This window comes from Thalassoglobus sp. JC818, assembly GCF_040717535.1.
Lineage (GTDB): Bacteria > Planctomycetota > Planctomycetia > Planctomycetales > Planctomycetaceae > Thalassoglobus.
In genome coordinates this window covers 204,405-225,167 of record NZ_JBFEFI010000007.1, presented here as the reverse complement: position 1 = coordinate 225,167, position 20,763 = coordinate 204,405, and the positions used below count along the sequence as shown (strand labels likewise).

18 protein-coding genes are annotated in these 20,763 nt (G+C 52.6%); 11 read left to right on the top strand and 7 right to left on the bottom strand.

Annotated features, from left to right (window positions below; genetic code table 11):
* Positions 1-72: 72 nt before the first annotated feature.
* Positions 73-513 carry a DUF983 domain-containing protein gene (locus tag AB1L42_RS18830; RefSeq protein ID WP_367059659.1) on the bottom strand — a complete coding sequence of 147 codons (441 nt, stop codon included), beginning with the start codon at positions 511-513 and terminating at the stop codon, positions 73-75.
* Positions 510-1,319, bottom strand: coding sequence for a Nif3-like dinuclear metal center hexameric protein (locus AB1L42_RS18825; protein WP_367059656.1), 810 nt, complete (start codon positions 1,317-1,319; stop codon positions 510-512). The genes AB1L42_RS18830 and AB1L42_RS18825 overlap by 4 nt, the downstream gene beginning before the upstream one ends.
* Before the next feature lie 343 nt (positions 1,320-1,662).
* Between AB1L42_RS18825 and AB1L42_RS18820 the strand changes: the two genes are divergently transcribed.
* The 4 genes from AB1L42_RS18820 (at position 1,663) to AB1L42_RS18805 (ending at position 6,566) form a co-directional block, all read left to right on the top strand.
* Positions 1,663-2,454 carry a TIM barrel protein gene (locus AB1L42_RS18820; protein WP_367059653.1) on the top strand — a complete coding sequence of 264 codons (792 nt, stop codon included), beginning with the start codon at positions 1,663-1,665 and terminating at the stop codon, positions 2,452-2,454.
* A gap of 404 nt (positions 2,455-2,858) precedes the next feature.
* A complete protein-coding gene (locus AB1L42_RS18815; protein WP_367059650.1) occupies positions 2,859-3,401 on the top strand; it encodes a DUF2617 family protein in 543 nt (180 codons plus the stop codon).
* A gap of 277 nt (positions 3,402-3,678) precedes the next feature.
* The gene (locus AB1L42_RS18810) at positions 3,679-5,124 is read left to right on the top strand and encodes an FAD-linked oxidase C-terminal domain-containing protein (protein WP_367059647.1); all 1,446 of its coding nucleotides are present in this window, start codon (positions 3,679-3,681) and stop codon (positions 5,122-5,124) included.
* Positions 5,125-5,264: 140 nt separating this feature from the next.
* The gene (locus AB1L42_RS18805; protein WP_367059644.1) at positions 5,265-6,566 is read left to right on the top strand and encodes a hypothetical protein; all 1,302 of its coding nucleotides are present in this window, start codon (positions 5,265-5,267) and stop codon (positions 6,564-6,566) included.
* 49 nt (positions 6,567-6,615) lie between these two features.
* On the opposite strand, the gene AB1L42_RS18800 is transcribed toward AB1L42_RS18805, so the two are convergent.
* Positions 6,616-7,020 carry a CoA-binding protein gene (locus AB1L42_RS18800; protein ID WP_367059640.1) on the bottom strand — a complete coding sequence of 135 codons (405 nt, stop codon included), beginning with the start codon at positions 7,018-7,020 and terminating at the stop codon, positions 6,616-6,618.
* A 121-nt stretch (positions 7,021-7,141) separates the two neighbouring features.
* On the bottom strand, positions 7,142-7,939 hold the full coding sequence (locus tag AB1L42_RS18795; protein WP_367059637.1) for an aldolase/citrate lyase family protein: 798 nt from the start codon (positions 7,937-7,939) through the stop codon (positions 7,142-7,144).
* 407 nt (positions 7,940-8,346) lie between these two features.
* Here AB1L42_RS18795 and AB1L42_RS18790 point away from each other — a divergent pair, with 407 nt between their 5' ends.
* The 3 genes from AB1L42_RS18790 to AB1L42_RS18780 all read left to right on the top strand — a co-directional run bounded on the left by AB1L42_RS18790 (position 8,347) and on the right by AB1L42_RS18780 (position 13,004).
* Positions 8,347-10,917, top strand: coding sequence for a PQQ-binding-like beta-propeller repeat protein (locus tag AB1L42_RS18790; protein ID WP_367059635.1), 2,571 nt, complete (start codon positions 8,347-8,349; stop codon positions 10,915-10,917).
* A 78-nt stretch (positions 10,918-10,995) separates the two neighbouring features.
* Positions 10,996-12,657, top strand: coding sequence for a PQQ-binding-like beta-propeller repeat protein (locus AB1L42_RS18785; protein ID WP_367059632.1), 1,662 nt, complete (start codon positions 10,996-10,998; stop codon positions 12,655-12,657).
* A 119-nt stretch (positions 12,658-12,776) separates the two neighbouring features.
* Entirely contained in the window at positions 12,777-13,004 is a 228-nt protein-coding gene (locus AB1L42_RS18780) for a zinc ribbon domain-containing protein (protein ID WP_367059629.1), read from the top strand.
* Between the two features lie 234 nt (positions 13,005-13,238).
* Here AB1L42_RS18780 and AB1L42_RS18775 read toward each other — a convergent pair whose 3' ends face one another.
* The 3 genes from AB1L42_RS18775 to AB1L42_RS18765 all read right to left on the bottom strand — a co-directional run bounded on the left by AB1L42_RS18775 (position 13,239) and on the right by AB1L42_RS18765 (position 15,887).
* Positions 13,239-13,715: a hypothetical protein gene (locus AB1L42_RS18775; protein ID WP_367059626.1), complete on the bottom strand. Its 477-nt coding sequence runs from the start codon at positions 13,713-13,715 to the stop codon at positions 13,239-13,241.
* A 221-nt stretch (positions 13,716-13,936) separates the two neighbouring features.
* Positions 13,937-14,566, bottom strand: coding sequence for a sigma-70 family RNA polymerase sigma factor (locus AB1L42_RS18770; protein ID WP_367059623.1), 630 nt, complete (start codon positions 14,564-14,566; stop codon positions 13,937-13,939).
* Between the two features lie 79 nt (positions 14,567-14,645).
* Complete coding sequence (locus AB1L42_RS18765) at positions 14,646-15,887, bottom strand: PQQ-binding-like beta-propeller repeat protein (RefSeq protein ID WP_367059620.1); 1,242 nt, start codon at positions 15,885-15,887, stop codon at positions 14,646-14,648.
* A 365-nt stretch (positions 15,888-16,252) separates the two neighbouring features.
* Between AB1L42_RS18765 and fabF the strand changes: the two genes are divergently transcribed.
* The 4 genes from fabF (at position 16,253) to rsmA (ending at position 20,699) form a co-directional block, all read left to right on the top strand.
* On the top strand, positions 16,253-17,536 hold the full coding sequence (fabF, locus tag AB1L42_RS18760) for a beta-ketoacyl-ACP synthase II (protein WP_367059617.1): 1,284 nt from the start codon (positions 16,253-16,255) through the stop codon (positions 17,534-17,536).
* Positions 17,537-17,703: 167 nt separating this feature from the next.
* Positions 17,704-18,867 (top strand): cysteine desulfurase family protein, encoded by a 1,164-nt coding sequence (locus AB1L42_RS18755; protein WP_367059614.1) that lies wholly within the window; start codon positions 17,704-17,706, stop codon positions 18,865-18,867.
* Between the two features lie 299 nt (positions 18,868-19,166).
* Positions 19,167-19,772, top strand: coding sequence for a riboflavin synthase (locus AB1L42_RS18750; protein WP_367059611.1), 606 nt, complete (start codon positions 19,167-19,169; stop codon positions 19,770-19,772).
* Positions 19,773-19,787: 15 nt separating this feature from the next.
* On the top strand, positions 19,788-20,699 hold the full coding sequence (gene rsmA, locus AB1L42_RS18745; protein WP_367059608.1) for a 16S rRNA (adenine(1518)-N(6)/adenine(1519)-N(6))-dimethyltransferase RsmA: 912 nt from the start codon (positions 19,788-19,790) through the stop codon (positions 20,697-20,699).
* Positions 20,700-20,763 lie beyond the last annotated feature (64 nt).

The window sequence follows — 20,763 nt, the reverse complement described above, 5'->3', positions numbered from 1 at the left end:
CGCCCCTTTCGTCTCGGATTAAGTCGTCCGTGTTCAGTCGTCGGTGCAATTGGCGATGCTGCAAGTTTGGCTTTACTCCTCATTTAGAATGGACTGGTCGAACTGACAGTCCAATGCCAGCCAGATGGCTCGGGCCTGACGAAAAATGAGCACGGGAAAAATAATACAGAAGCCAAACAATGGCCAGATCATCGTCTTGGCGGGGATGTTCATCACAAGTCGTAAGAACAAGAAGGTCGCCGTCATCAAGACCGCAGTCAGGCCATAATTGACATACGTCGAGCCGAGATAGAACCCCGCTTCACGCTGTATGCGAAGATTGCAATGAGAGCACCTCTCCGGCATGCGAATGAATCCCTCGAACAGGTGACCTTGTCCGCACCGAGGACAGCGGAGTCGAATCGCTCTCCAAATGAGTGTTTCAAATTGAGGGCGAGGCCACTTTGACTGAACGGTCTCTTGCCCGTCAGGAATTTCGGCATCTGACTGTTGCGGTTGGGAAGGCTGATTCATCCGAGACTCCACTGAACGGGATCCGTTTCGACTTCGCTGGCCCGGCATTGCAAGTCGGGAAATTCTGCTGAAAGGGTATTCGCGAGGGATTCGACTGCTGGCCGCTCCGTGGCGTAGTGCCCCGCCAGCACCATAAATACGCCAAGTTCGCGAGCTTCAAGACACGAGTGAAATCGTGCTTCACCAGTAATGAACACATCACATCCGAGTTGGTTCGCATCTCGAAGAAATTCTCCGGCCGATCCACAGGCGACAGCGACTGACTTCACCTGCTGCTGCAAATCTCCGGTGTACTGCAGGTTGCGAACCTTCAACGACGTGCGAACACGATCCAAAAACTGGTCGGTTGTCATGGGTTCGTTGAGTAACCCCCAGCGCCCGGAACCTACGCTTGCTGCGGTCGCTTCCGTGTCCTGAAGACTTCGCAGCGGTTGAATCTCTGTCAATCCAAACGATTCGGCAAGCTGTTGATTGATGCCGCTCAGTGCGCTGTCAAATGCTGTGTGGGGACTGTAAATTGCGACCTGGTGAGCGATCAATTTGAGAAGCATCCGGCCTTCATTCGTCTCGGTGGTCAGCTTCTTGACTGAGCGAAATAAGACGGGATGATGAGAAACAATCAAATCCGCGTTGAGTCGAATGGCTTCGTCTGCAACATCGGGAGTCAGCGTTAAGCAGGTCAACACACTCCCGATTGAAGCGTCAGGATCTCCGACGAGCAATCCGATGTTGTCCCAGTCTTCACCCAAGTCCAGTGGAGCGAATGCTTCGAGATAGTTCGTCAGAGTTTTAAGTGAATACGCCATCGATTCATGATTCAATCGGATGAATGAAAGTTGAAGTCGCCGATCACTGTTATCGAGCATTGTCAGGTTGAATTCCAGCAGCCTCTCAGAATTGCCAGAAATGGCACTCAGCGAATCCGCTCGCGAGAACTGACCGTTGACACTTGGGGAAATGGGATATCATCCGACGAATGTTAGATTGTTCACAAGTTTCGAAAATCGTCCGACTCGTAGTCGATGAATCGCGAAATATTGAACTGCGAGAGGTCGGACAAGAGTCTCAACCAATTGCTTTATTCGCAGATATGGGGATCACAATTCCATCGGAATTGCTTCGATGGGTTGAGTGCTTCAGGAGGATAGCGTGTTCGGAAGAAGAATCTCAGTTGCGACATACGAATTCGGTCAGGATCTGCGCACGTCGTTGCATTCAGCGATGCAGATGCGTGCTCAGGGCGTTCAATTTGATCTGCGAACTCAAGTTCGTCCGCAAGATTACGGAGACACAGCACGTCGACAGCTGCAGAATTATTTGAGCGAGCGCAATCTCGTCGCTGCCTCAGCGTACTTCCCGCTGCGAGCTTCACTCTTTGAACTCGACCGACTGGAGGAACGTCTGAATGCAGTTCGAGAAGCGATGACGTTTGCATCCAAGCTGAGAATTCGGCAGATGACTCTTCGCATCGGACGACTCCCCGAGCAAGATTCCAAAGCTTACACGGAACTTGTGCTGCCAATCATGAGCGACCTCGCTGAGCATGGGAATCGAGAAGGTGTGACGATTTGCGTCATACCCTCTGGCGACTCGTCTGAATCGCTACGGCAACTCATGTCGAATGTCAAAACAGGGCCGCTCAGCGTTGATGGAGATATTGGAGGCTGGATTCTGTCGCGGCGAAATCCTCAACAACAACTGCGAGACCTCTACGAATTCGTTGGACAGGTCGACATCCGAGATGCTGTCTCAGATGTTGATGGGACCGGACAGGAAGTCCCTGTCGGACGCGGAGAAGCAGAATGGGATGAGATCGCTGCAATTCTGTATGAAATGGAATTCAGCGGATGGATGAATGTCCGCCGGACATCTGGCAGCGACAAAATCGGTGACTCCAATCGGGCGATTCAATACTTGCAAAACCTCATGCCGCTCGGCTAACGAGCTGATTGTTTTCACTCTGATCTGCATCAAGAACATTTAGGTGATGGTTATCACGATTGAGTTGGCTCCGCTTGCAGCTTTGCTGACCCGTTCAATTCGTTCGACCAGAATCAACCCAGTTCGAAGATAGATCTCACGAAAAATCTTTCTTTGAAAACTTCCCGCAACTCCTTCTCGACCGATCGGGGGAATGGGGTATACTTGACCAGTTGGAAGTCAGTGCCCCCATATTTCAGGGGTGTCGCCCCTCTTCCATTGAGCCGACGAGAGTGTTCGGAAGCAGACGATTACACCGTTTGAGATCACTTTCGGAAGTCCTTGGAAAGGTGTTCGCCGACTTTCAGGACAATGTGACCTTCGGGTTTCAAGATCACTTCTCACATAGGAAGCGCGGTCTCGAGATGTCGACTCATTCTCTTCGTCCAAGCATCGACGAAACATCTTACCGAATGTTCGACCGCTCTCTTCATCCCGAACTCTTTGACCCGCTGATCGTCGGGCGAGTCCATTCTGAGCTGTATGATTTGTCGATCGGATTGTGTGAAGGAGGCTATTACCTTCAATTCAAGTCCGGGGAACAATCGATCGTGGAAGTCACACTTCCCGACGAGTTAAAGCTCTCGACGTTCGGACTTCAGAAGACCTATTTCTACAACCAGCAAGACGAAATCCTTCACGAAACTGAGCACCCGCTCAATTATCACTTCGCAGGCGAAGTCGATGCTGTCGACTTTTCAGTCTTCACACGTGTCCAACTGGAATTGGAAATCGAAGCACAAAAGTCCTTCGTTTCACATCAGTTCCCAACGCAAAACCGCTTGTTGCCGGGGCCGCTGAGTCTGGCTCGCGTGGAAGGCAACAGCAAAATGTTGGCGGTCCAGACCTTCCATACTTTCCCGTCCGATCTCTCCATTCTTCGGACGCAAACACTCTTTGAACTCTAATCGTGCGTCGACATCACACTCACGGTGAGCGCTCGGAAGTGAATTTGCGAAGCCGCTGTCTTAACTCTGAGCGATAGAGTCTCCGATCTGCCTGATGAATCATTTTCGTGTCACCTTAGCTGGCTGATTGAACACCGGAAGTCAGTTGCAGTCGAGTTCTGATTCTTCAATACTCGTCCGAAACGATCACCTGAGAAGTCGCCTTCAAATGCGCAGCTTGACTTGCATTGGAAGTGTCGGCGCTTTCCGGATTAGAAATGAAGAGAAGTGAAGGTTTATGGCCACTGTAGCTTCGGAGATTCTCACTCGGCTTCGCTCCATCTATGCTCCCGAAGACCTGATTGCCAGTGAAGACGAGTTGATCGTCTATGAATGTGACGGCTATGTGGTCGAAAAGAAGATGCCCGAGATCGTTGTCTTCCCGACAACGTCCAATCAGGTTGTCGAAACGGTTCGTCTGTGCAACGAGTTTGACATCCCGTTTGTTCCCCGTGGCGCAGGGACAAGCCTCGCTGGCGGAACGCTCGCAGTCGGCGGCGGTGTGATGATCTGCCTCACTCGTATGAGGCAAATTCTGGAGATCAATGCGAGAGACAGATTTGCCATCGTCGAGCCGGGGCTGGTGAATGTTCATCTGACACAGAACCTCAAGGGGAGTGGTTTTCATTACGCTCCCGACCCTTCCTCGCAAGGGGCATGCACTCTCGGTGGAAATGTCGCCACCAACTCCGGAGGACCCCATACGCTGAAGTATGGTGTCACGGTCAACCATGTTCTGGGCGTTGAATTCGTTTCGCCGAGTGGGGAACTCATCCAATTGGGTGGTCCGCTGGGCGAACTGAACGGCTACGACTTGACCGGATTATTCGTGGGAAGTGAGGGGACATTCGGAGTCGTCACGAAGATCTGGGTCCGCCTGACGCGCGATCCCGCCGCGTATCGAACAATGCTTGGAATCTTCGAAACCGTCTCGGACGCGACCGAAGCGATCTCAGGAATCATCGGTGCTGGGATCATTCCTGCAGCTTTAGAAATGATGGATCAGGGGATCGTCGGCGCACTCGAAGATGCTTTTCACTTCGGTTTTCCGCTCGATGCTGGAGCGGTTCTGCTGATCGAAGTCGACGGCCTCGACGTCGCGGTTGATCTAGAAAAACAAAAGATCATCGAACTCTGCAAACAACACGGCGCACGTGAAGTTCGCTCAGCTGATACACCTGCCGAACGTCAACTCTTGTGGAAGTGCCGCAAGCAGGCATTCGGAGCGATCGGACGTTTGGCTCCCAGTTATTGCACACAAGATGGTGTCGTGCCACGCACAAAGCTGCCGGAAATTCTCGACTTCATTATCCAAACTCAAAAAGAATTCGACATCCGCATCGTCAATGTGTTTCATGCAGGCGATGGAAACATTCATCCCATTCTTCTGTTCGATGAACGTGATGAGGATCAGGTTAAAAGAGTCATCGCGGCGGGAGACGCTATTCTCTCCAAATGCATCGAACTTGGCGGAAGCGTCACCGGTGAACACGGAATCGGGGTGGAGAAGATCAACTTTATGGACAAGTTGTTCGCTGCTGACGATGTCAGTGTGATGACCGATATTCGGTCAGCTTTTAACCCCAAAGGAAATTGCAGCCCCCACAAAATTCTCCCCACTGCTGGAGCCTGCGGAATGGAGCATATTGAGCGCGACAAGCCAGGCCGACAGGCTGCGATGTAAAAGTCGCTTCACATTCGCAACAAGAGTAGCCGTTTCAGTCCAATCGCCCGCCCTGCTCGATCACGGCATCGATCACTATCATTCAACAAAGAACAATTTCCCGCCCTCCCATCCCCACCGGCGTCATTTGAGGTTCTCCCATGCCCCGTCTCTTCCTTCTCCTTTTGTTGGTTGCAGTCCTCGCCCTGACAGGCTTTGGCCTCAACATGTCCGGCTCACCGGGAGAGTTGGCTGCTCAGTCACCCAAGAGCTTGACCTGGTACAAAGGCAATCTGCACACCCACTCTCACTGGAGTGACGGGGACGACTATCTCGAAAACATTGCACTCTGGTATCGCGATCAGGGTTACGAGTTTCTGGTTTTCACCGATCACAACGTCCTGGCTGACAGTGAGAAATGGGTGGTCGTTGAGAAGACGAAGGGGGGCCAGAAAGCCTACGAGAAACTCCAAGCCAATTTCCCAGACTGGATCGATGAACGGACCGTTGACGTTCAATTGCAAATCCGTCTGAGGAAGTTCGACGAAGTCGTTGCGAAACTCGACGTTCCCGATTCATTTCTTCTGATTCAGGGAGAAGAAATCAGCGACAGCTTTCATCGACATCCGATTCACATGAATGTCAGCAACGTGCAGGAACTCGTCGTCCCCCGTCACGGAGACAGCGTCTTCGAAACGATGCAGAACAATGTCGACGCGGTTGTTTCCCAACGGAAACTGACCGGGCAACCGATGATCATTCACCTCAATCATCCCAACTTTGGCTACGCTGTCTCTGCGGAAGACATCATGAAGCTGCAGGGAGAGAAGTTCTTCGAGGTCTACAACGGACACCCCGGCGTCCACAACACAGGCGACGAAACGCATGCCTCAACTGAACGAATCTGGGACATCGTGTTGTCCCAACGGCTCGGCAGACTCGACCTTCCGCTGATGTACGGTCTCGCGGTCGACGACGGCCATAATTACCATTCGATCCCAAGCAGAGCGAGTGAACCGGGACGCGGATGGGTGATGGTTCAGGCAGCTTCGCTTACCCCGAAAAGCCTCATCGAATCACTTGAGTCCGGCCAGTTTTATGCTTCTTCGGGTGTGACGCTCGCCTCGTTCGGGCATACCGAGAAAGAGATGTCCGTCGAAGTTCAACCGGAACCGGGAGAAACGTACACGATCGAGTTCATCGGAACGGATCGCGATACCCCGCTCGATGGAGAACCGATTCTCAATGACGATGGAGAACCATTGGCGGTCACTCATCGCTACAGCCCCAAGATCGGTCGCGTCTTGCAAACAACCGAGGGCACCTCAGCGACTTACGAGTTTCAAGGGACGGAACTTTACGTGCGTGCAAAAGTCACCTCCTCCGCTGACCATAACAATCCGTCTGAAATCGGAGACAAGAAGTCCGCATGGGTGCAGCCGGTGACGATTCCAGCCCGATAGAATTTCACGTCAACTTCGCGATTACTTTCCTTGCTGCCGAGATTGTGAGTCATTCCTCTCGGTAGCCCATCACGACGAGAAGACACGGTCCGCCCGCGATCACGTTAATACCAGCCTCTTGTGCAGCAGCCACGGAGGCTGAATTCTCGGCTCCCGGCTGCATCCAAATGTGCTTGATACCAGCTTGAATGGCATCTTCAACGATCTGTTCGGTCACTGCCGGCGGAGTAATGATCGAGAGACCGTGAACCGGTTCAGGTAGGTCTTGTAACGTCGGAAACGCAGCCAATCCCTCAACAACATCGGCATTGGGATTCACCGGGTAGACGGTTCGATCGTTCTGAAGATAGCACCTCAAAACTTTGTTTCCGTACTTGTGTCGCTCTGTGGATGCTCCTGCGACTGCGAAGACATCACCCGCCAGGAAAGATTGAATCGATTCGTTTGAATTCATTCTTCGATGACTCCGCCGCTAGAGCATTTTCTAATTTTTTTGTGCACGATCTCGCACGTGCAAACTCAGCTTCTGAATGAGAGAGTCGGCGAGCAAGTGCACAAGGACAAGGCAACGGGCCTTAGAAGAAGTCTCGGAAGGTCTCCGCAACAGCTTTGACGCCTGCCTGAAATGTTCGCACATCATTCGTCGGTGAAAGCATCTGACATCCGTGACTTCGCAGCATTGCCGCATGCTCTGGATTGGTCGTCACTGCCCCGAGAGCTTTGTTGTTTTTCTGACAGGCAGCAGCAATTTTCTCAACTGCTTCCAAGCATTTTGGATGCAGAAAGTCTCCCGTAACTCCCAATGCTTGACTCAAATCGGATGGCCCGATGAAGAGCAAGTCCACATCTTCGATCGCTGCAATTGCCTCACATTCTTGAAGCGCCCCAATCGTCTCGACCTGGATCGCAACAAACGACCGTTCGTTGGCTTCTGCACAGAATTGAGCGACAGGAACCGTTCCAAATCGACCGTCATAGCATCCCGCGTTCAGGCCACGATTGCCGCGAGGAGCAAACTTCGACCACTGGACAAACTGTTCCGCATGTTCGGCGGATTGAATCTGGGCAGCCATTACACCAGTCGCTCCAGATTCCAGACAGCGTGTGACCAACGAGTAGTCATCTGGAGGAATTCGGACGAAACAGTCGAGAGAATGCGACCGTCCGACCGCTGCGGCGTGTTCAATGTCTTGAGTCGAAAAATCGGCGTGCTCAGCGTCGATCCAGAATCCATCGAATCCACCGTGAAAGCCGTAAACCTCAATCAGATTTGGGTGATAGAGACGGCTCACCGCAAAGACATTGACCAACTCGCCCTGTCGCAACTTCTGTTTCAACGACAATGAAATCTCCCCATCTTCCTGATCTGGCAAAGCAGTCAACTTGTTTGGTTTCTCGGATCAGCGTCGTCACCGATGATGACTACTCCCACGTGCTTTCGGACGCCTGAGAACAAAATCCTCACAGAGAGCAAATCATCACGTTGAGACGCCATCATGTACGATCTGATTTTCCCTCAGCGTGTCCCGATGTGCAAGGAACGTGAGGAGATCCGTTGATGAAGATTTAACGGCATTCGGGATGAAATTGAGTTGAATCGATCGATGCTGGGCGTGAAGAATTGGATTCCAAGAGTTGATAGTCGGCAGGTTCCCTCCTTGCCGACGCGATGCGTCTTCACTATGTTTAGGAGAGCGTGAATATGACTTCACGCCCCTGCCACAATGAGCAAGTTCGATCTCCCCTAAGACATCCTGGTTCCACTCAGAAGAGTCGTCGAATGATACGAAATATTGCATCTACCGCTCTCCTTGTCGGGTTCTGCACATCGCTGTGCAGCATCTCCATCGCTGAAGAAAACTGGTCCTATTGGCGAGGCCCTGCCTACAGTGGCGTTTCGGGAGAAAAGAACCTTCCCGCCGAATGGGATCCCGAAGGTGGCGAAGGGAGCAACGTTGTCTGGGCACAGGAAATTCCAATCCGTGCCACTCCAACGCTGATGAACGGAAAGCTGTACGCTCTGACGACAGCGAACCCCGAAGATGAAGCTCTGATGGGCGAGAAGGTCGTCTGCATCGATGCAGAAACCGGAAGCACTGTCTGGGAACATGTCTTTAACGTTTATCTGAGTGATGTCCCGGCAGAACGAATTGGCTGGTCCAGCGTCGCTTGTGATCCAGAAACCGGAAACGTCTACGCACTTGGCGTGTGTGGATACTTCTGCTGCCTGAACGGCGAAACCGGACAGCTGATGTGGCAACACCCTCAGTACAAGTCCCTGCACGAAGAGTTTGGTCTTCTCAGCACCTATGGTGGTCGAACCAACTTCCCGATTGTTCACGAAAACAATGTGATCATCAGCGCAGTCACAATCGGTTGGGGAGACACCGCTAAACCTGCTCACCGGTTCATTGCGTTCGACAAACGAAATGGCGTGCCCGTCTGGATGAACGGAACTTCACTCCTGCCGGACGACACGACTTACAGTGCTCCAGTCCTAGCTGTCATCGACGGCGAACTTCAGATGATCTTCGCCTCTGGTGACGGGGGAATCCACTCGATGCATCCTCGTACAGGAAAAATCCTGTGGAGCTACTTCGTGAGTGGACGTGGAGTGAACACGGCTCCTCTCGTCGTTGGCAATCGAGTCTATTGCGGACACGGTGAAGAAAACCTTGACACAACCGACATGGGCGCGGTTTTCTGCATAGACGCTACTAAGCGAGGAGACATCACACGAACTGGTGAGATCTGGCGCAAGACTGGAATCTTCAATGGTCGTTCCAGTCCCATCATGATTGATGGTCGACTCTACGTCGCTGACGACCGTGCAAAACTTCACTGCCTCGACGCCGACACTGGTGAATCGCTCGGAGACCCGGTTCGAATGGGAACCATGATGCGAGCCAATCTGCTTTACGCCGATGGCAAGATCTACGCTCACGAAGCCAACGGACGGGGTTACATCATGACGCCGACCGAAACCGGCGCTGATATCATCCACAAGTTCCGTTTCCAACGCGGAGAAGAGGCTCACGGTTCGCCCATCGTTTCCGAGGGACGCATCTTCATCCCGACGACCGGAAACCTGTATTGCATCGGGCTGCCGGATGCTGAAGTCGAAATCGATCCGCTTCCGCCGATGCCTGCGGAAACAAAACCGAGCGGCCCGAACAATCCAGCTGAGGCTCAAATTGTCCCAGCCGAACTCCTGCTTCGCCCTGGATACCGACAAGGTTTCCACGTTCGACTTTACAACGATCGCGGGCAATTCGTCCGAATGGCAGCCGCTGCTGAGGTTCAGTATGAACTGACAGGTCCAGGAAGCATTGACGACTACGGACTCTTTCAGGTCGGCCGAGATGTTGATCAGCCGGTTGCGACAATCGTGAATGCGAAGGTCGGAAACCTCACAACGCAGGCTCGCGTTCGAACAATCCCTGAACTCCCATGGGCGTTCGACTTCTCAGACGGCCAGATTCCGCTTCCATGGATCGGAATGGCTTATCGTCACGTGCCGCTCGACTTTGACCTGTTGATGTCGCTCCGCAAAGACGATCCGATGGCTAGCGATCTCTATATCTATCTGATGTCTGAGTTCGAGAACTTTGCTCCAAAACGCGTCTTTGACGACAGCTCGCCACAGCTTCGCTGGTCCGCACTTCTGCAGTTCCTCAACATTGCCGATGGTGCAAATCGCCCGAAAGACGTGGAAGCTGCCCAAGCAGCATTGGGAAGCTCACTTCAGCGACTCATCGACGAGAAAGTCGTTGCATCAGCCGACTGGACCACTTGGGATCGTCCCACAAGTGAAGAAGGTGTTTTTGCTGCAGAACCACGCCTCACGATTCAGCGAGGTCCACGACGCATCGACGGAAACGGTGTTCTCTGCAAGATCACAACAATTCCCAAGGGTGCCCGCAGCCAAGGCTGGATTGGCCATCCTGATCTGCATGACTACACCATTCAGTCAGATGTTTACGCCTTCGAACGGAACGGAAAACTTCCGGACATCGGTTTGATTGCTCAACGCTACACGATCGACCTGATGGGCGCTTCTCAGCAAATTCAGATGCGAACGTGGACGCCTCAGTTGAACCGGTTCTCCGTGAACGTCCCGTTCTCATGGGAAGCCGACCAGTGGTACACCATCAAGTTCTCTGCTGCCGTTGAAGACAACAAAGCAGTCTTGCGAGGTAAAGTCTGGAAAAAAGGCGAAGAGGAACCTTCGGAATGGATGATCGAAGGTGTCGATGAAGTCCCGAACACAATCGGAAGTCCTGGCTTCTTCGGAAATGCCAAGGATGCAGAGATCTTCTACGACAACCTCTCAGTGATCCGAAACAACTAAATGATTCGACGCTGATATCCTCGTTCAATTTTCTACAGAATTCGGTAAGAGACGAAATTGCCACCAAAGGATTCATTTATGCCCCGCTTCTTTCAGTTTCTGCAGTACTCGGCTGCATTCAGCTTGTTGGTGACGGTCTGCTCTGCCCAGGATTACGATTCTGTTGCAGCTGCCCAGGAAGAGATTTCAAAGATGGACGTTGGGTCAGGCGACTGGCCTCAATGGGGTGGATGGAGCCACAAGAACAACGTCTCCGCGCAGACCGGAATCCTGACTGAGTTTGACGTGGAAGCCGGTGACGGAGTCATCTGGTCAACACCACTCGGCTCACAAACGTACGGAAACGTCGTTGTTGCCAACGGAAACATCTACGTCGGAACGAACAACCACCACGGATATCTTGCTCGCTTTCCAAAATCGGTCGACCTCGGTGTGCTGCTGTGCATCGATGAGAAAACAGGGGAATTCAAGTGGCAACACTCCAGCCAGAAACTCTCCACCGGTCGTGTTCACGACTGGCCAGATCAGGGAATCTGTGCTGCCCCTTACGCAGAAGGTGATCGCGTCTGGTTTGTGAGCAGCCGCGGAGAAGTCGTCTGCCTCGATGCAGAAGGTTTCCTCGACGGAGAAAATGACGGCCCCTTCACAGCTGAAGGAAACGAGAACAAAGACGAAGCCGACATTCTCTGGAAATATGACATGATGGGCAAACTGAGCGTGTCACAGCACAACATGTGTAACTGCTCAATTGCCTGCATCGGCGATGTTCTCTTCGTGAACACCTCGAACGGTGTCGATGAATCTCACGTCAATATTCCCTCGCCAAACGCTGCCAGCTTCATTGCGATGAATCGCGACACCGGCGAAGTCCTGTGGACCGACAATTCTCCCGGCCTCAACATCCTTCACGGACAGTGGTCATCTCCTTCCTATGCAGTCATCGACGGCCAGGCGATGGTCTTCTTCGGTGGTGGTGATGGCTGGCTCTACGCATTCGACCCAGCCGGAGATGGGAATGGTGGTGCAAAGCTGCTCTGGAAATTCGACAGCAACCCAAAAGACTCGATGTACTCAGTCAGCGGTCGAAGCGAACGCAATCACCTCATTGGAACTCCAGTCATTTACGATGGCCTCGTTTACATCGGAGTCGGTGAAGACCCTGAACACGGGGAAGGAAACGGTCACCTGTGGTGTATCGATCCCACCAAACGTGGCGACGTCAGCCCGACCCTTGCTGTTGACAAAGATGGCAACGAAATCGACTTCAAAAACGATGGAACTCGCCGACTGCAGAAAATTCATCCCGATCAGGGAGAGTCGGTCAAAGAGAACCCAAACTCCGCTGTTGTCTGGCACTACACCGGTGACGATACCAACGGCGACGGGGACATCGAGTTCGAAGAAGAGATGCACCGCACATGTGGAACAGTCGCCATCAAAGATGACCTGCTCTACATCGCTGACTTCTCCGGAATCTTCCACTGCCTCGATGCGAAAACCGGAAAGTCCTACTGGAACTACGACATGTTCTCCGCTGCCTGGGGTTCCCCATTGATCGTGGACGAGAAAGTCTACATCGGTGACGAAGACGGCGACATCGCTGTCTTCACTCACGGCAAAGAGATGGAACTGCTCGCAGAAAACCTGATGGACAGCTCGGTCTACAGTACTCCAGTCGTCGCAAACGGTGTTCTTTACATCACCACGAAAGACACGTTGTACGCGATCGGTGAAAAGTAATCCGAGAGTCTTGCTTTACGGCAAGATTGGAAAATAATAGAGCCTGCCAGTCGCGACGTGCGATCGGCAGGCTTTTTCTGTCAACCGCTTCCAATTCAGTTCCTGAACAACAACGACAAATGCCAACTTTCGAATATCACTGCACACAATGTGACCAAGAGATTGAAGTGCTGGTTCGCTCCAACGAAAAGCCCGCCTGTCCCAATTGCAGCAGCAAGAAGCTGGAACGTCTAATCAGCGCCCCAGCTGGCAGAGTGTCAGGCAACAGCTTTCCAGTCCTCGGAGACAGCTGCCCTCCGCCGGAAGCGGGTCCTTGTAACCCACACTGCTGTAGACTCCCGCAATAGGGCTGTTTCGAGCTGTCTCTCAACTCGCGTGAAATCGCCCCTTCAAGGTCATTCGCTTTATTGTCAGCGAAGCGAAGAGATCGAACCGCCCGTTTCTAGAAGACGATAGATGAAGAAGCGCCCGCGACGCGTTCTCCTCTTCAAAAGCGCCCGGTTCTTAGAGGGGTCTTTGCCCCGATAGTAGAGTCGTAGAAATCGACTCTTGAAGAGTGAAACTCTACATTCGCAAGAGCGTTACAGCGAACGATCGTCTTCTTCCACCTTGTTATGAGCGTATTCCGACGATGCTTGGTCGGAAGCGTGAAAGCCGTCGAAGGCTCCTGGAATCGGGCCCATTCCCCTGCCCATCCCGGGGACGTGTGAGTTGCCAGCTGGATTCTGGGCTGGGACAAACCAGACCACGACAAACAGCATGCAAGCCACCGTTAAGGAGACAACCGGCATCCACTTCGAGCGTTCGGACGTACTGCGACGACCGGGCTGATTCGCCAGTCGACTTTCAATCTCTGGCCACAGGCTCTTTGAGACTTCGTAGGTTGACTCGGTATCAACCTGTTCAAGAACCGTCATCGCGCTCTTGAGCTGCTTGAAATGCTTCCGGCACTCAAGGCATGTTGATGCATGTCGACGTGCCTGCTCCCAATCCGCAGGATCGGCTTCGTCGCGACCAAGTCGCAGCGCCATCAAACGTTTTGCATCGTGACAATTCATGGTTACTTCTCTGTTCAACATCCACTGGCAACTGGGCCGATGAATTGAAATCATCCCTATTATGGCAACTCATTGTGAAAACAATGAAAAGTTCTCAAATTCTCTCTCGACTGGGAATCGATTGATTCCCGCGAACTCACATCCAAAGTCTCAGAGGCTGTTTTGGATTCCTCTGAACTGCAAAACCGCCGCACTTCCTGTCGCGACCGCTTTCGCCTCACTCACTCCGCTTCTTGCTTTTGTCTCTTTTCCCAAAGCTCCTGAAATCGGTTCCGTGCTTCGGCCAACCTCCAGCGAACTGTCGCTTCCTTCCGGTCGAGGATCGCAGCGATTTCTGACGTCGAGAAGTTTTCCATATCTCTCAGAATCAGAACCGTTCGGTACTTCTCAGGAATCTCTCGAATGACCGCCTGAACTTCTAACTGCAGATCACGGACGTTTCGCGGATCTGCTTCAGGGTTCTCAATCCATCGATCGGCTGATCGATCCGTGAACATGATTGTCCACACTCGACGTTTTCGTCGACGGTGCAGGTCGAGTGCCAGATTGACTCCAATTCGAAACAGCCACGGCGAAAATCGTCGTGAGGGATCGAATTGGTCCAATCGCTCGTATGCTCGGATAAAGGTTTCCTGAGCCAAATCGTCGATTAAATCGAGGTCGAAAACGAAGCGGCCAATCACACGCATCAGTCGGCGTTCGTATCTCTGAACGAGTTCGCCGAACGCCTGCTTGTTCCCTTTTTTCGTTTCTTCCACCAACCGAGCATCACTCGATTGCGATCCGGCATCCACCAGAATGTCATATTCGTCGGTCAGTGATCGATTCGGAGTCATGGGCTGCCCGTTCATCTGATTTCCGTTTCCATTTCTACGACCACGCCGCATCGTGCTGTTGGAAAATCATCACAAAAACAGAAAAATATGCATCCTACTGGCCTTCCGCAGCAGAAACCTGCACATCTGAACAGACGATTCTGCCGTTTGCATTCCGTGTGTAAAGCCGTCCATGAGCGAGAACCGGTGGAGTCCAACATCTCGTCGAGTTCACTTCGCTCTCTCCGAGAGACTCAAAACCCTCCTTACTGTTGCGAAACTGGGTCCACAAACCCGATTCTCCGAGCATCCCGATCGCGTTCTCAGCGACCAGCAAGCTGGCAGGTCCGGGAATGGTTTCTTTCCAGTAGGCGTCTCCAGTCATTGGATTCAAACACACCAGGGCGGACTCATTTCCAGCATCACCGTCAATTCCATAAACGATTCCGTCCACGAGAACACCCGGGCTCATCTGGATGCGAAGATCGCGATTTCTCCAGAGTTGTGAAAGCTCTTCGTCGTCAAACTGGAACAAAGCAGTCCCCTTTCCGTATCCGGAGGAGAGAAGAATATGTTCCTCGTCGAGCACGATCGGATCGGCTGCGTTGATTCCGTAGCGCGTGATCCAGCGTTCCGAGGCGACCACTTCTCCAGACTCCGGGCGAACGACGTTGAACGTCTTCCCGGAAACGATCAAGCAATAATCTTTCCCGCCGGACTCGAAGATTGTGGGCGATGTGTAACCAGCGTCTTCATCGTTGTTCGATTGCCAGACGATTTCGCCGCTTTGACGATTCAAAGCCAGTCCGTGGCTGCCCACGTTGAAAATCACTGTTTCCCCGTACTGAAGCGGAGACCCGGAAAATCCCCAGGTGGGAACGTTCAGTTCGAGTTCTTCGAGGACATCAAACTCCCACTGAACGAGGCCACTCTCTAATCCGAGAGCAAAGATCTTCCCCTGTCGGCTAATCGTGTAGACAGTCCCGTCAACGATGAGCGGCGTCGACGTCGGTCCGCCTTCGAACAGGTTCGGGTCCAACGGTTCCGGGTATCGGTGCTGCCACAGAGAATCGCCAGTTGTTGCATCGAGACATTGCACAATGTCATGGTCATCCACGTTCCCGATTGTCACGAGACGGTTTTGGCTGACCACCAGCGACGACATGCCAGTCCCCACCGAAGTTTCCCAAACCGTGGGCAGTATCAGCTCTGAGCCAACAGGGAGTTCTTCTTCAGAATGCCCGTTTCGCATCGGTCCGCGCCATTGCGGCCAGTCTCCAGCGAAGGTGTCCAACTCACACGCCAGAAAAAAAGTGAGCAAAATGGCAATGCTTCGAGTGAAGAGAGGGTTGTCCATATTTCAAGTTCTTGTCGCAAAAGCAGTTGTCAAACGGTTAGATTCCTGTCAGCCTTCAGCCGAACAAGTTTACAAATGATCAGTCGATCTGTCAGGCCAACTTCGGAAGAGACCTGAGAGTGCATCTGCCAGGAAGACGGCACTTCTCATTTTCTCTGTCGTGCCGCTATAATCTCAGGCAACTGACAGCTGGAAATTTCGACAGCGACAGAATCATCAATAATTGAAGAAGCCAGCCAAGACATTGGGGACCATCACTTTCCAGATGATCCGAAAAAGCCTGTGGCGAACCGCTTCTGAAACGATCGATAACCAGGTACGGAACACCGAGTTATCACCTCGACGTCAAGACAGGAACTGTGAAGATGCGTAGACGTGTAGTCATTACCGGAATGGGTTGTGTGACTCCAGTTGGAAATGATGTGGAGTCGACATGGACCTCGCTCAAAGAGGGCCGTAGCGGCATCGACTTTATTACGCACTTCGATGCGAGCGGTTTCCCGACGAAGTTTGCCTCAGAGGTCAAAAACTTCAATCTCGGTGATTACATCTCAAATCCGGAACGCTTCCACTACAGCGGACGAAATATTCGCTTTGCGATCGGAGCTGCCGTACAGGCAATGAAATGTTCCGGGCTGGAAGAAGGCAGCTACGACCCCACAAGATTTGGAGTTTATCTTGGAGCAGGTGAAGGACAGCAGGACTTCTTCCTGTTCATGCAGCTGATTGCGAATGCTCAGAAGAACGGTGAGTTCGACATGGAGCATTTCACGCGAGAAGGGTTGGAACGACTCAACCCGAATGAAGAACGGGAGCAGGAACCAAACATGCCGGCCGGTCACCTGGCGAGTTTGTTCAATGCACAAGGTCCCAATCTCAACAGTTTGACAGCATGTGCCGCCTCCAGTCAGGCCATCGGTGAAGCGACTGAAATCATCCGTCAGGGAGATGCGGACATCATGATGTCCGGAGGATCACACAGCATGATCCATCCATTCGGTGTGACGGGCTTCAACTTGCTGACTGCCCTTTCAACTCGAAATGACGATCCTCAAGCTGCCTCGCGACCATTCGACAAAGATCGCGATGGATTCGTCCTCGGTGAAGGGTCGGGAATTCTAATCCTCGAAGAACTCGAACATGCCCAAAAACGTGGGGCTGAGATTCTGGGCGAAGTTCTTGGATACGGTTCAACCGCAGACGCTTACCGCATCACCGACATTCATCCAGAGGGTCGAGGCGGAACGGCCTGCATCAAGATGGCTTTGAAAGACGCTGGCAAAAACACCGACGAGATCGACTACATCAACGCTCACGGAACGAGCACGGCTGTGAACGATAAAGTCGAGACTCTGGCGATTAAGCAGGCACTCGGCCAGGATGCCTACGACACACCCGTTTCCAGCACCAAGAGCATGATGGGCCATCTCATCGCAGCTGCTGGAAGTGCGGAAGCGATTGTCTGCCTGCTTTCGATGCGAGACAACATCCTTCCCCCCACGATCAACTACACGACTCCCGACCCGAACTGCGATTTGGATTACGTTCCAAATACGACTCGGGAAAAGCCTGTCACGACGACATTGTCCAACAGCTTCGGATTCGGCGGACAAAACATCTCGCTGATTCTTTCCAGATTCAACGGGTGAGAACCCGTTCGAACATTGAGAATCCTTAGTCGTCTTCTGGTCATCACAACCGCTGTTGAACTGGTTGAGGGAATTGCATTCGCTGAAGCACGTGGATAAGGGATTCTTTTCAGACAGCTCGTGTGAGTTCGCGAAGGTCATTCTTTGCAAGTGCCTTCGCGACATTGATGGACTGGAAGCGGCACAAGCTCGAATACGCTGGTGAGATGATTTATCTGGACAATAACGCGACAACTCCGGTCGCTCCGGAAGTGCTTGAAGAGATGACGCGCGTCTCTCGGGTGGCTTACGGAAATCCGGGAAGTCGACACTCTGCCGGTCGCAAGGCTCGGCAGGTTCTCGAAGACTCTCGAGAAATGATCGCCGAGATCATCGACTGCTCTTCAGATGAAGTCGTTTTCACGAGTGGCGGAACCGAAGCTTCCAATCTGGCCATTGCTGGCTTAGCTGCCGGACGAAAAGGCACGATCATTCTGCCTCCAGCGGAGCACCCAGCGACTGAAGAGGCGGTCAAACGCCTGACGAAATTGGGATCGCGAAAGCATCGGTTGCAATTGAATGACCGAGGCCAACTTGTACAGGATTCGCTGACCGCGGCTCCGTGGGATGATGCGATTCTCGCCACGGCGCTTCTGGCGCACAACGAAACCGGAACCGTTCTCGATCTTGGACCGATGAGCGAATACTGCGAACGGAATGGCGTTCCGTTTCATGTCGATGCGGTGCAAGCGGTCGGTAAGATTCCCGTGTCGTTTCGAGATCTTAAAGCGACGACGATGTCAATCGCGTCTCAAAAGTTCTGCGGACCGCGCGGGATCGGGGCGCTCATTGTCAAAGATGGAACTCGTGTCATTCCGCAATCGCTGGGAGGGCATCAGGAACAGGGACGACGCGCCGGAACAGAATGTGTCGCACTTGCCGCTGGTATGGCGAAGGCGATGCAAATCTTTCATCAACATATGGACGAACACATCGCCCACTTGCGGTCTCTTCGCGATCGTTTCGAGATAGGACTTGCGAAACAGTGCGAACCGTTTGTTGTGAACGGATGCATCGAGCACCGACTCCCAAACACTCTGCACGCTGCTTTTCCCGGATGCAACGCAGATGCTTTACTCGTCGCACTCGACCTGGCTGGGATCTGCTGTTCGCATGGCAGTGCATGTGCCAGTGGATCTTCAGAACCAGCTCCGATTCTTCTCGCGATGCAGCTTCCTTCGGAGATCTACAGCTCATCACTTCGGTTTTCGATTGGTCCGCAAAATACCATCGACGAGATCGAAGAAGCTGTTCAGATCATTAGCGAGACTGTTCAACGACTCCGCAGTTGACGTTTGACCGATCTCCAACCCCTTCCTGAAATCCCCATCGGGACAGCTTCCGTCCGCTCGTGAAGTCGACTGATCGAACTTCATGGATTGGACAACCGGCAAGCATGTTGTCATAATTGGCAAATGGAACGGTACATAATGTTCATCCAATTCAGCCCGAAGCGAGATTCGCACTCAGCGTGTCTTGCTTCGGGCTGAATTGTTTTAAGCTCGACACAAAATCGGGACCGCGAGCCCCAAACATCATTGCTGACGAACCGCTTGATCGCCTCGAAACTCAAACTGGAATACAGTCCAAAATGTTTACCGGATTGGTTGAAGCAATCGGAACTGTCATCTCAACAGAACCTGACGGACCGGGAATTGTCCTCTCGATCTCGCCTCAATCTGAAATGCGCGATCTCGAGTCTGTTGAAATCGGCGACAGCATTTCTATCAATGGATGTTGCCTGACTGTGATTCGAAACGACGGGGAGAGCCTGTGGTTTCAAGCAGGCTCGGAAACCCTGTCGAAGACGAATTTGGGCGAATTCGAAGTCGGAACTCCAGTTAATCTCGAACGTTCGCTAAGACCAACGGATCGCATGGGCGGACATTTCGTACAAGGGCACATCGACGGAACCGGCCTCATTGATGCGATTGAGACAGAAGGCGAATGGGTCAACATGTGGTTCCGTGTTCCGCAGCATCTCACCGGACAAATGGTGGCTAAGGGATCAATCGCGGTCGACGGGATCTCTCTGACTCTGGTGAATGTCGAAGCGGATCGCTTTAGCGTGGCACTCATTCCTCACACACTGGAAGTGACGACGCTCGGTCGACGGAAAGTCGGAGATCGAGTGAACATCGAAACGGATATTGTCGGGAAGTATATGGAAAAAATGCTGACAGGAGCCGTGAAATAACGCGGAAACAATGCGATGTCTGATACGGAACGTCAAACACGATCTCATCTCATGCGGAAGTTTCAGGAGCACGGGTTTCACCCCCGGACTCACCTGGGACAAAACTTTCTGATTGACCTGAACATCATCGAGTTCGTGGTTCGAAACGCGGAACTGAACTCGAACGACCTCGTGCTAGAGATCGGAGCAGGTACGGGTGGGATGACCACCTTTATGGCTCGTGAAGCAGGACATGTCATCTCGGTCGAAGTGGACCGTGACATGCATCTGCTCGCTTCCGATGCGATCGCACCGTACGACAACGTCACGCTGATTCGTCAGGATGCACTCAAGAATAAGAATACATTTGCACCTGAGATCATTGAGGAAATCAACCGTCGATTGAATGAGTCGCCGGAAATGTCACTCAAACTCGTGGCGAATCTTCCGTACAGCATTGCCACGCCGGTCATTTCCAATCTCGTGGCGACAGAGATCCCTTGGTCCAGAATGGTGGTGACGATTCAGTACGAGCTTGGATTGCGAATGCAGGCTCGCCCTAAACAATCGCACTACGGAGCACTTTCTGTCTGGCTGCAATCTCAGTGCGACGTCGAGATGTTGAAGCAACTCGGCCCGACTGTTTTCTGGCCGCGTCCGAAAGTCGATTCCGCGATCATGAAGATCGTCCCGAACGAGAAACACCGCGAGAAAATCCACGACCGGGCCTTCTTTCAGGATTTCATCAGAAGACTGTTCGGCTTTCGCAGAAAGTTTATGCGAAGCGTCCTCGTGGGGATGTATCGAAAACAGCTGACAAAGCAGGACGTCGATGACTTGCTGTCAGAGATGGACTTGTCCCCAACATTAAGAGCGGAACAACTCGACGTTCCAACGCTTGTCGCTCTGGGAAATCGGTTCCAGACACGACTCACATCGCCGGAATAAGCCAGAAGTGATTTCTGCGATCCGGCACAAGTGACAGGCCCATAAAAGCCGTCCAAGACTCGAC

What these genes read in the sequence shown, in the direction of transcription:
- fabF (WP_367059617.1), top strand. Translation starts at nt 16,253, where the DNA reads ATGCGTAGACGTGTAGTCATTACCGGAATGGGTTGTGTGACTCCAGTT.
- AB1L42_RS18805 (WP_367059644.1), top strand. Translation starts at nt 5,265, where the DNA reads ATGCCCCGTCTCTTCCTTCTCCTTTTGTTGGTTGCAGTCCTCGCCCTG.
- AB1L42_RS18800 (WP_367059640.1), bottom strand. Translation starts at nt 7,020, where the DNA reads ATGAATTCAAACGAATCGATTCAATCTTTCCTGGCGGGTGATGTCTTC.
- AB1L42_RS18765 (WP_367059620.1), bottom strand. Translation starts at nt 15,887, where the DNA reads ATGGACAACCCTCTCTTCACTCGAAGCATTGCCATTTTGCTCACTTTT.
- AB1L42_RS18775 (WP_367059626.1), bottom strand. Translation starts at nt 13,715, where the DNA reads ATGAATTGTCACGATGCAAAACGTTTGATGGCGCTGCGACTTGGTCGC.
- AB1L42_RS18810 (WP_367059647.1), top strand. Translation starts at nt 3,679, where the DNA reads ATGGCCACTGTAGCTTCGGAGATTCTCACTCGGCTTCGCTCCATCTAT.
- rsmA (WP_367059608.1), top strand. Translation starts at nt 19,788, where the DNA reads ATGTCTGATACGGAACGTCAAACACGATCTCATCTCATGCGGAAGTTT.
- AB1L42_RS18830 (WP_367059659.1), bottom strand. Translation starts at nt 513, where the DNA reads ATGAATCAGCCTTCCCAACCGCAACAGTCAGATGCCGAAATTCCTGAC.
- AB1L42_RS18750 (WP_367059611.1), top strand. Translation starts at nt 19,167, where the DNA reads ATGTTTACCGGATTGGTTGAAGCAATCGGAACTGTCATCTCAACAGAA.
- AB1L42_RS18785 (WP_367059632.1), top strand. Translation starts at nt 10,996, where the DNA reads ATGCCCCGCTTCTTTCAGTTTCTGCAGTACTCGGCTGCATTCAGCTTG.
- AB1L42_RS18770 (WP_367059623.1), bottom strand. Translation starts at nt 14,566, where the DNA reads ATGAACGGGCAGCCCATGACTCCGAATCGATCACTGACCGACGAATAT.
- AB1L42_RS18755 (WP_367059614.1), top strand. Translation starts at nt 17,704, where the DNA reads ATGGACTGGAAGCGGCACAAGCTCGAATACGCTGGTGAGATGATTTAT.
- AB1L42_RS18815 (WP_367059650.1), top strand. Translation starts at nt 2,859, where the DNA reads ATGTCGACTCATTCTCTTCGTCCAAGCATCGACGAAACATCTTACCGA.
- AB1L42_RS18825 (WP_367059656.1), bottom strand. Translation starts at nt 1,319, where the DNA reads ATGGCGTATTCACTTAAAACTCTGACGAACTATCTCGAAGCATTCGCT.
- AB1L42_RS18790 (WP_367059635.1), top strand. Translation starts at nt 8,347, where the DNA reads ATGATACGAAATATTGCATCTACCGCTCTCCTTGTCGGGTTCTGCACA.
- AB1L42_RS18780 (WP_367059629.1), top strand. Translation starts at nt 12,777, where the DNA reads ATGCCAACTTTCGAATATCACTGCACACAATGTGACCAAGAGATTGAA.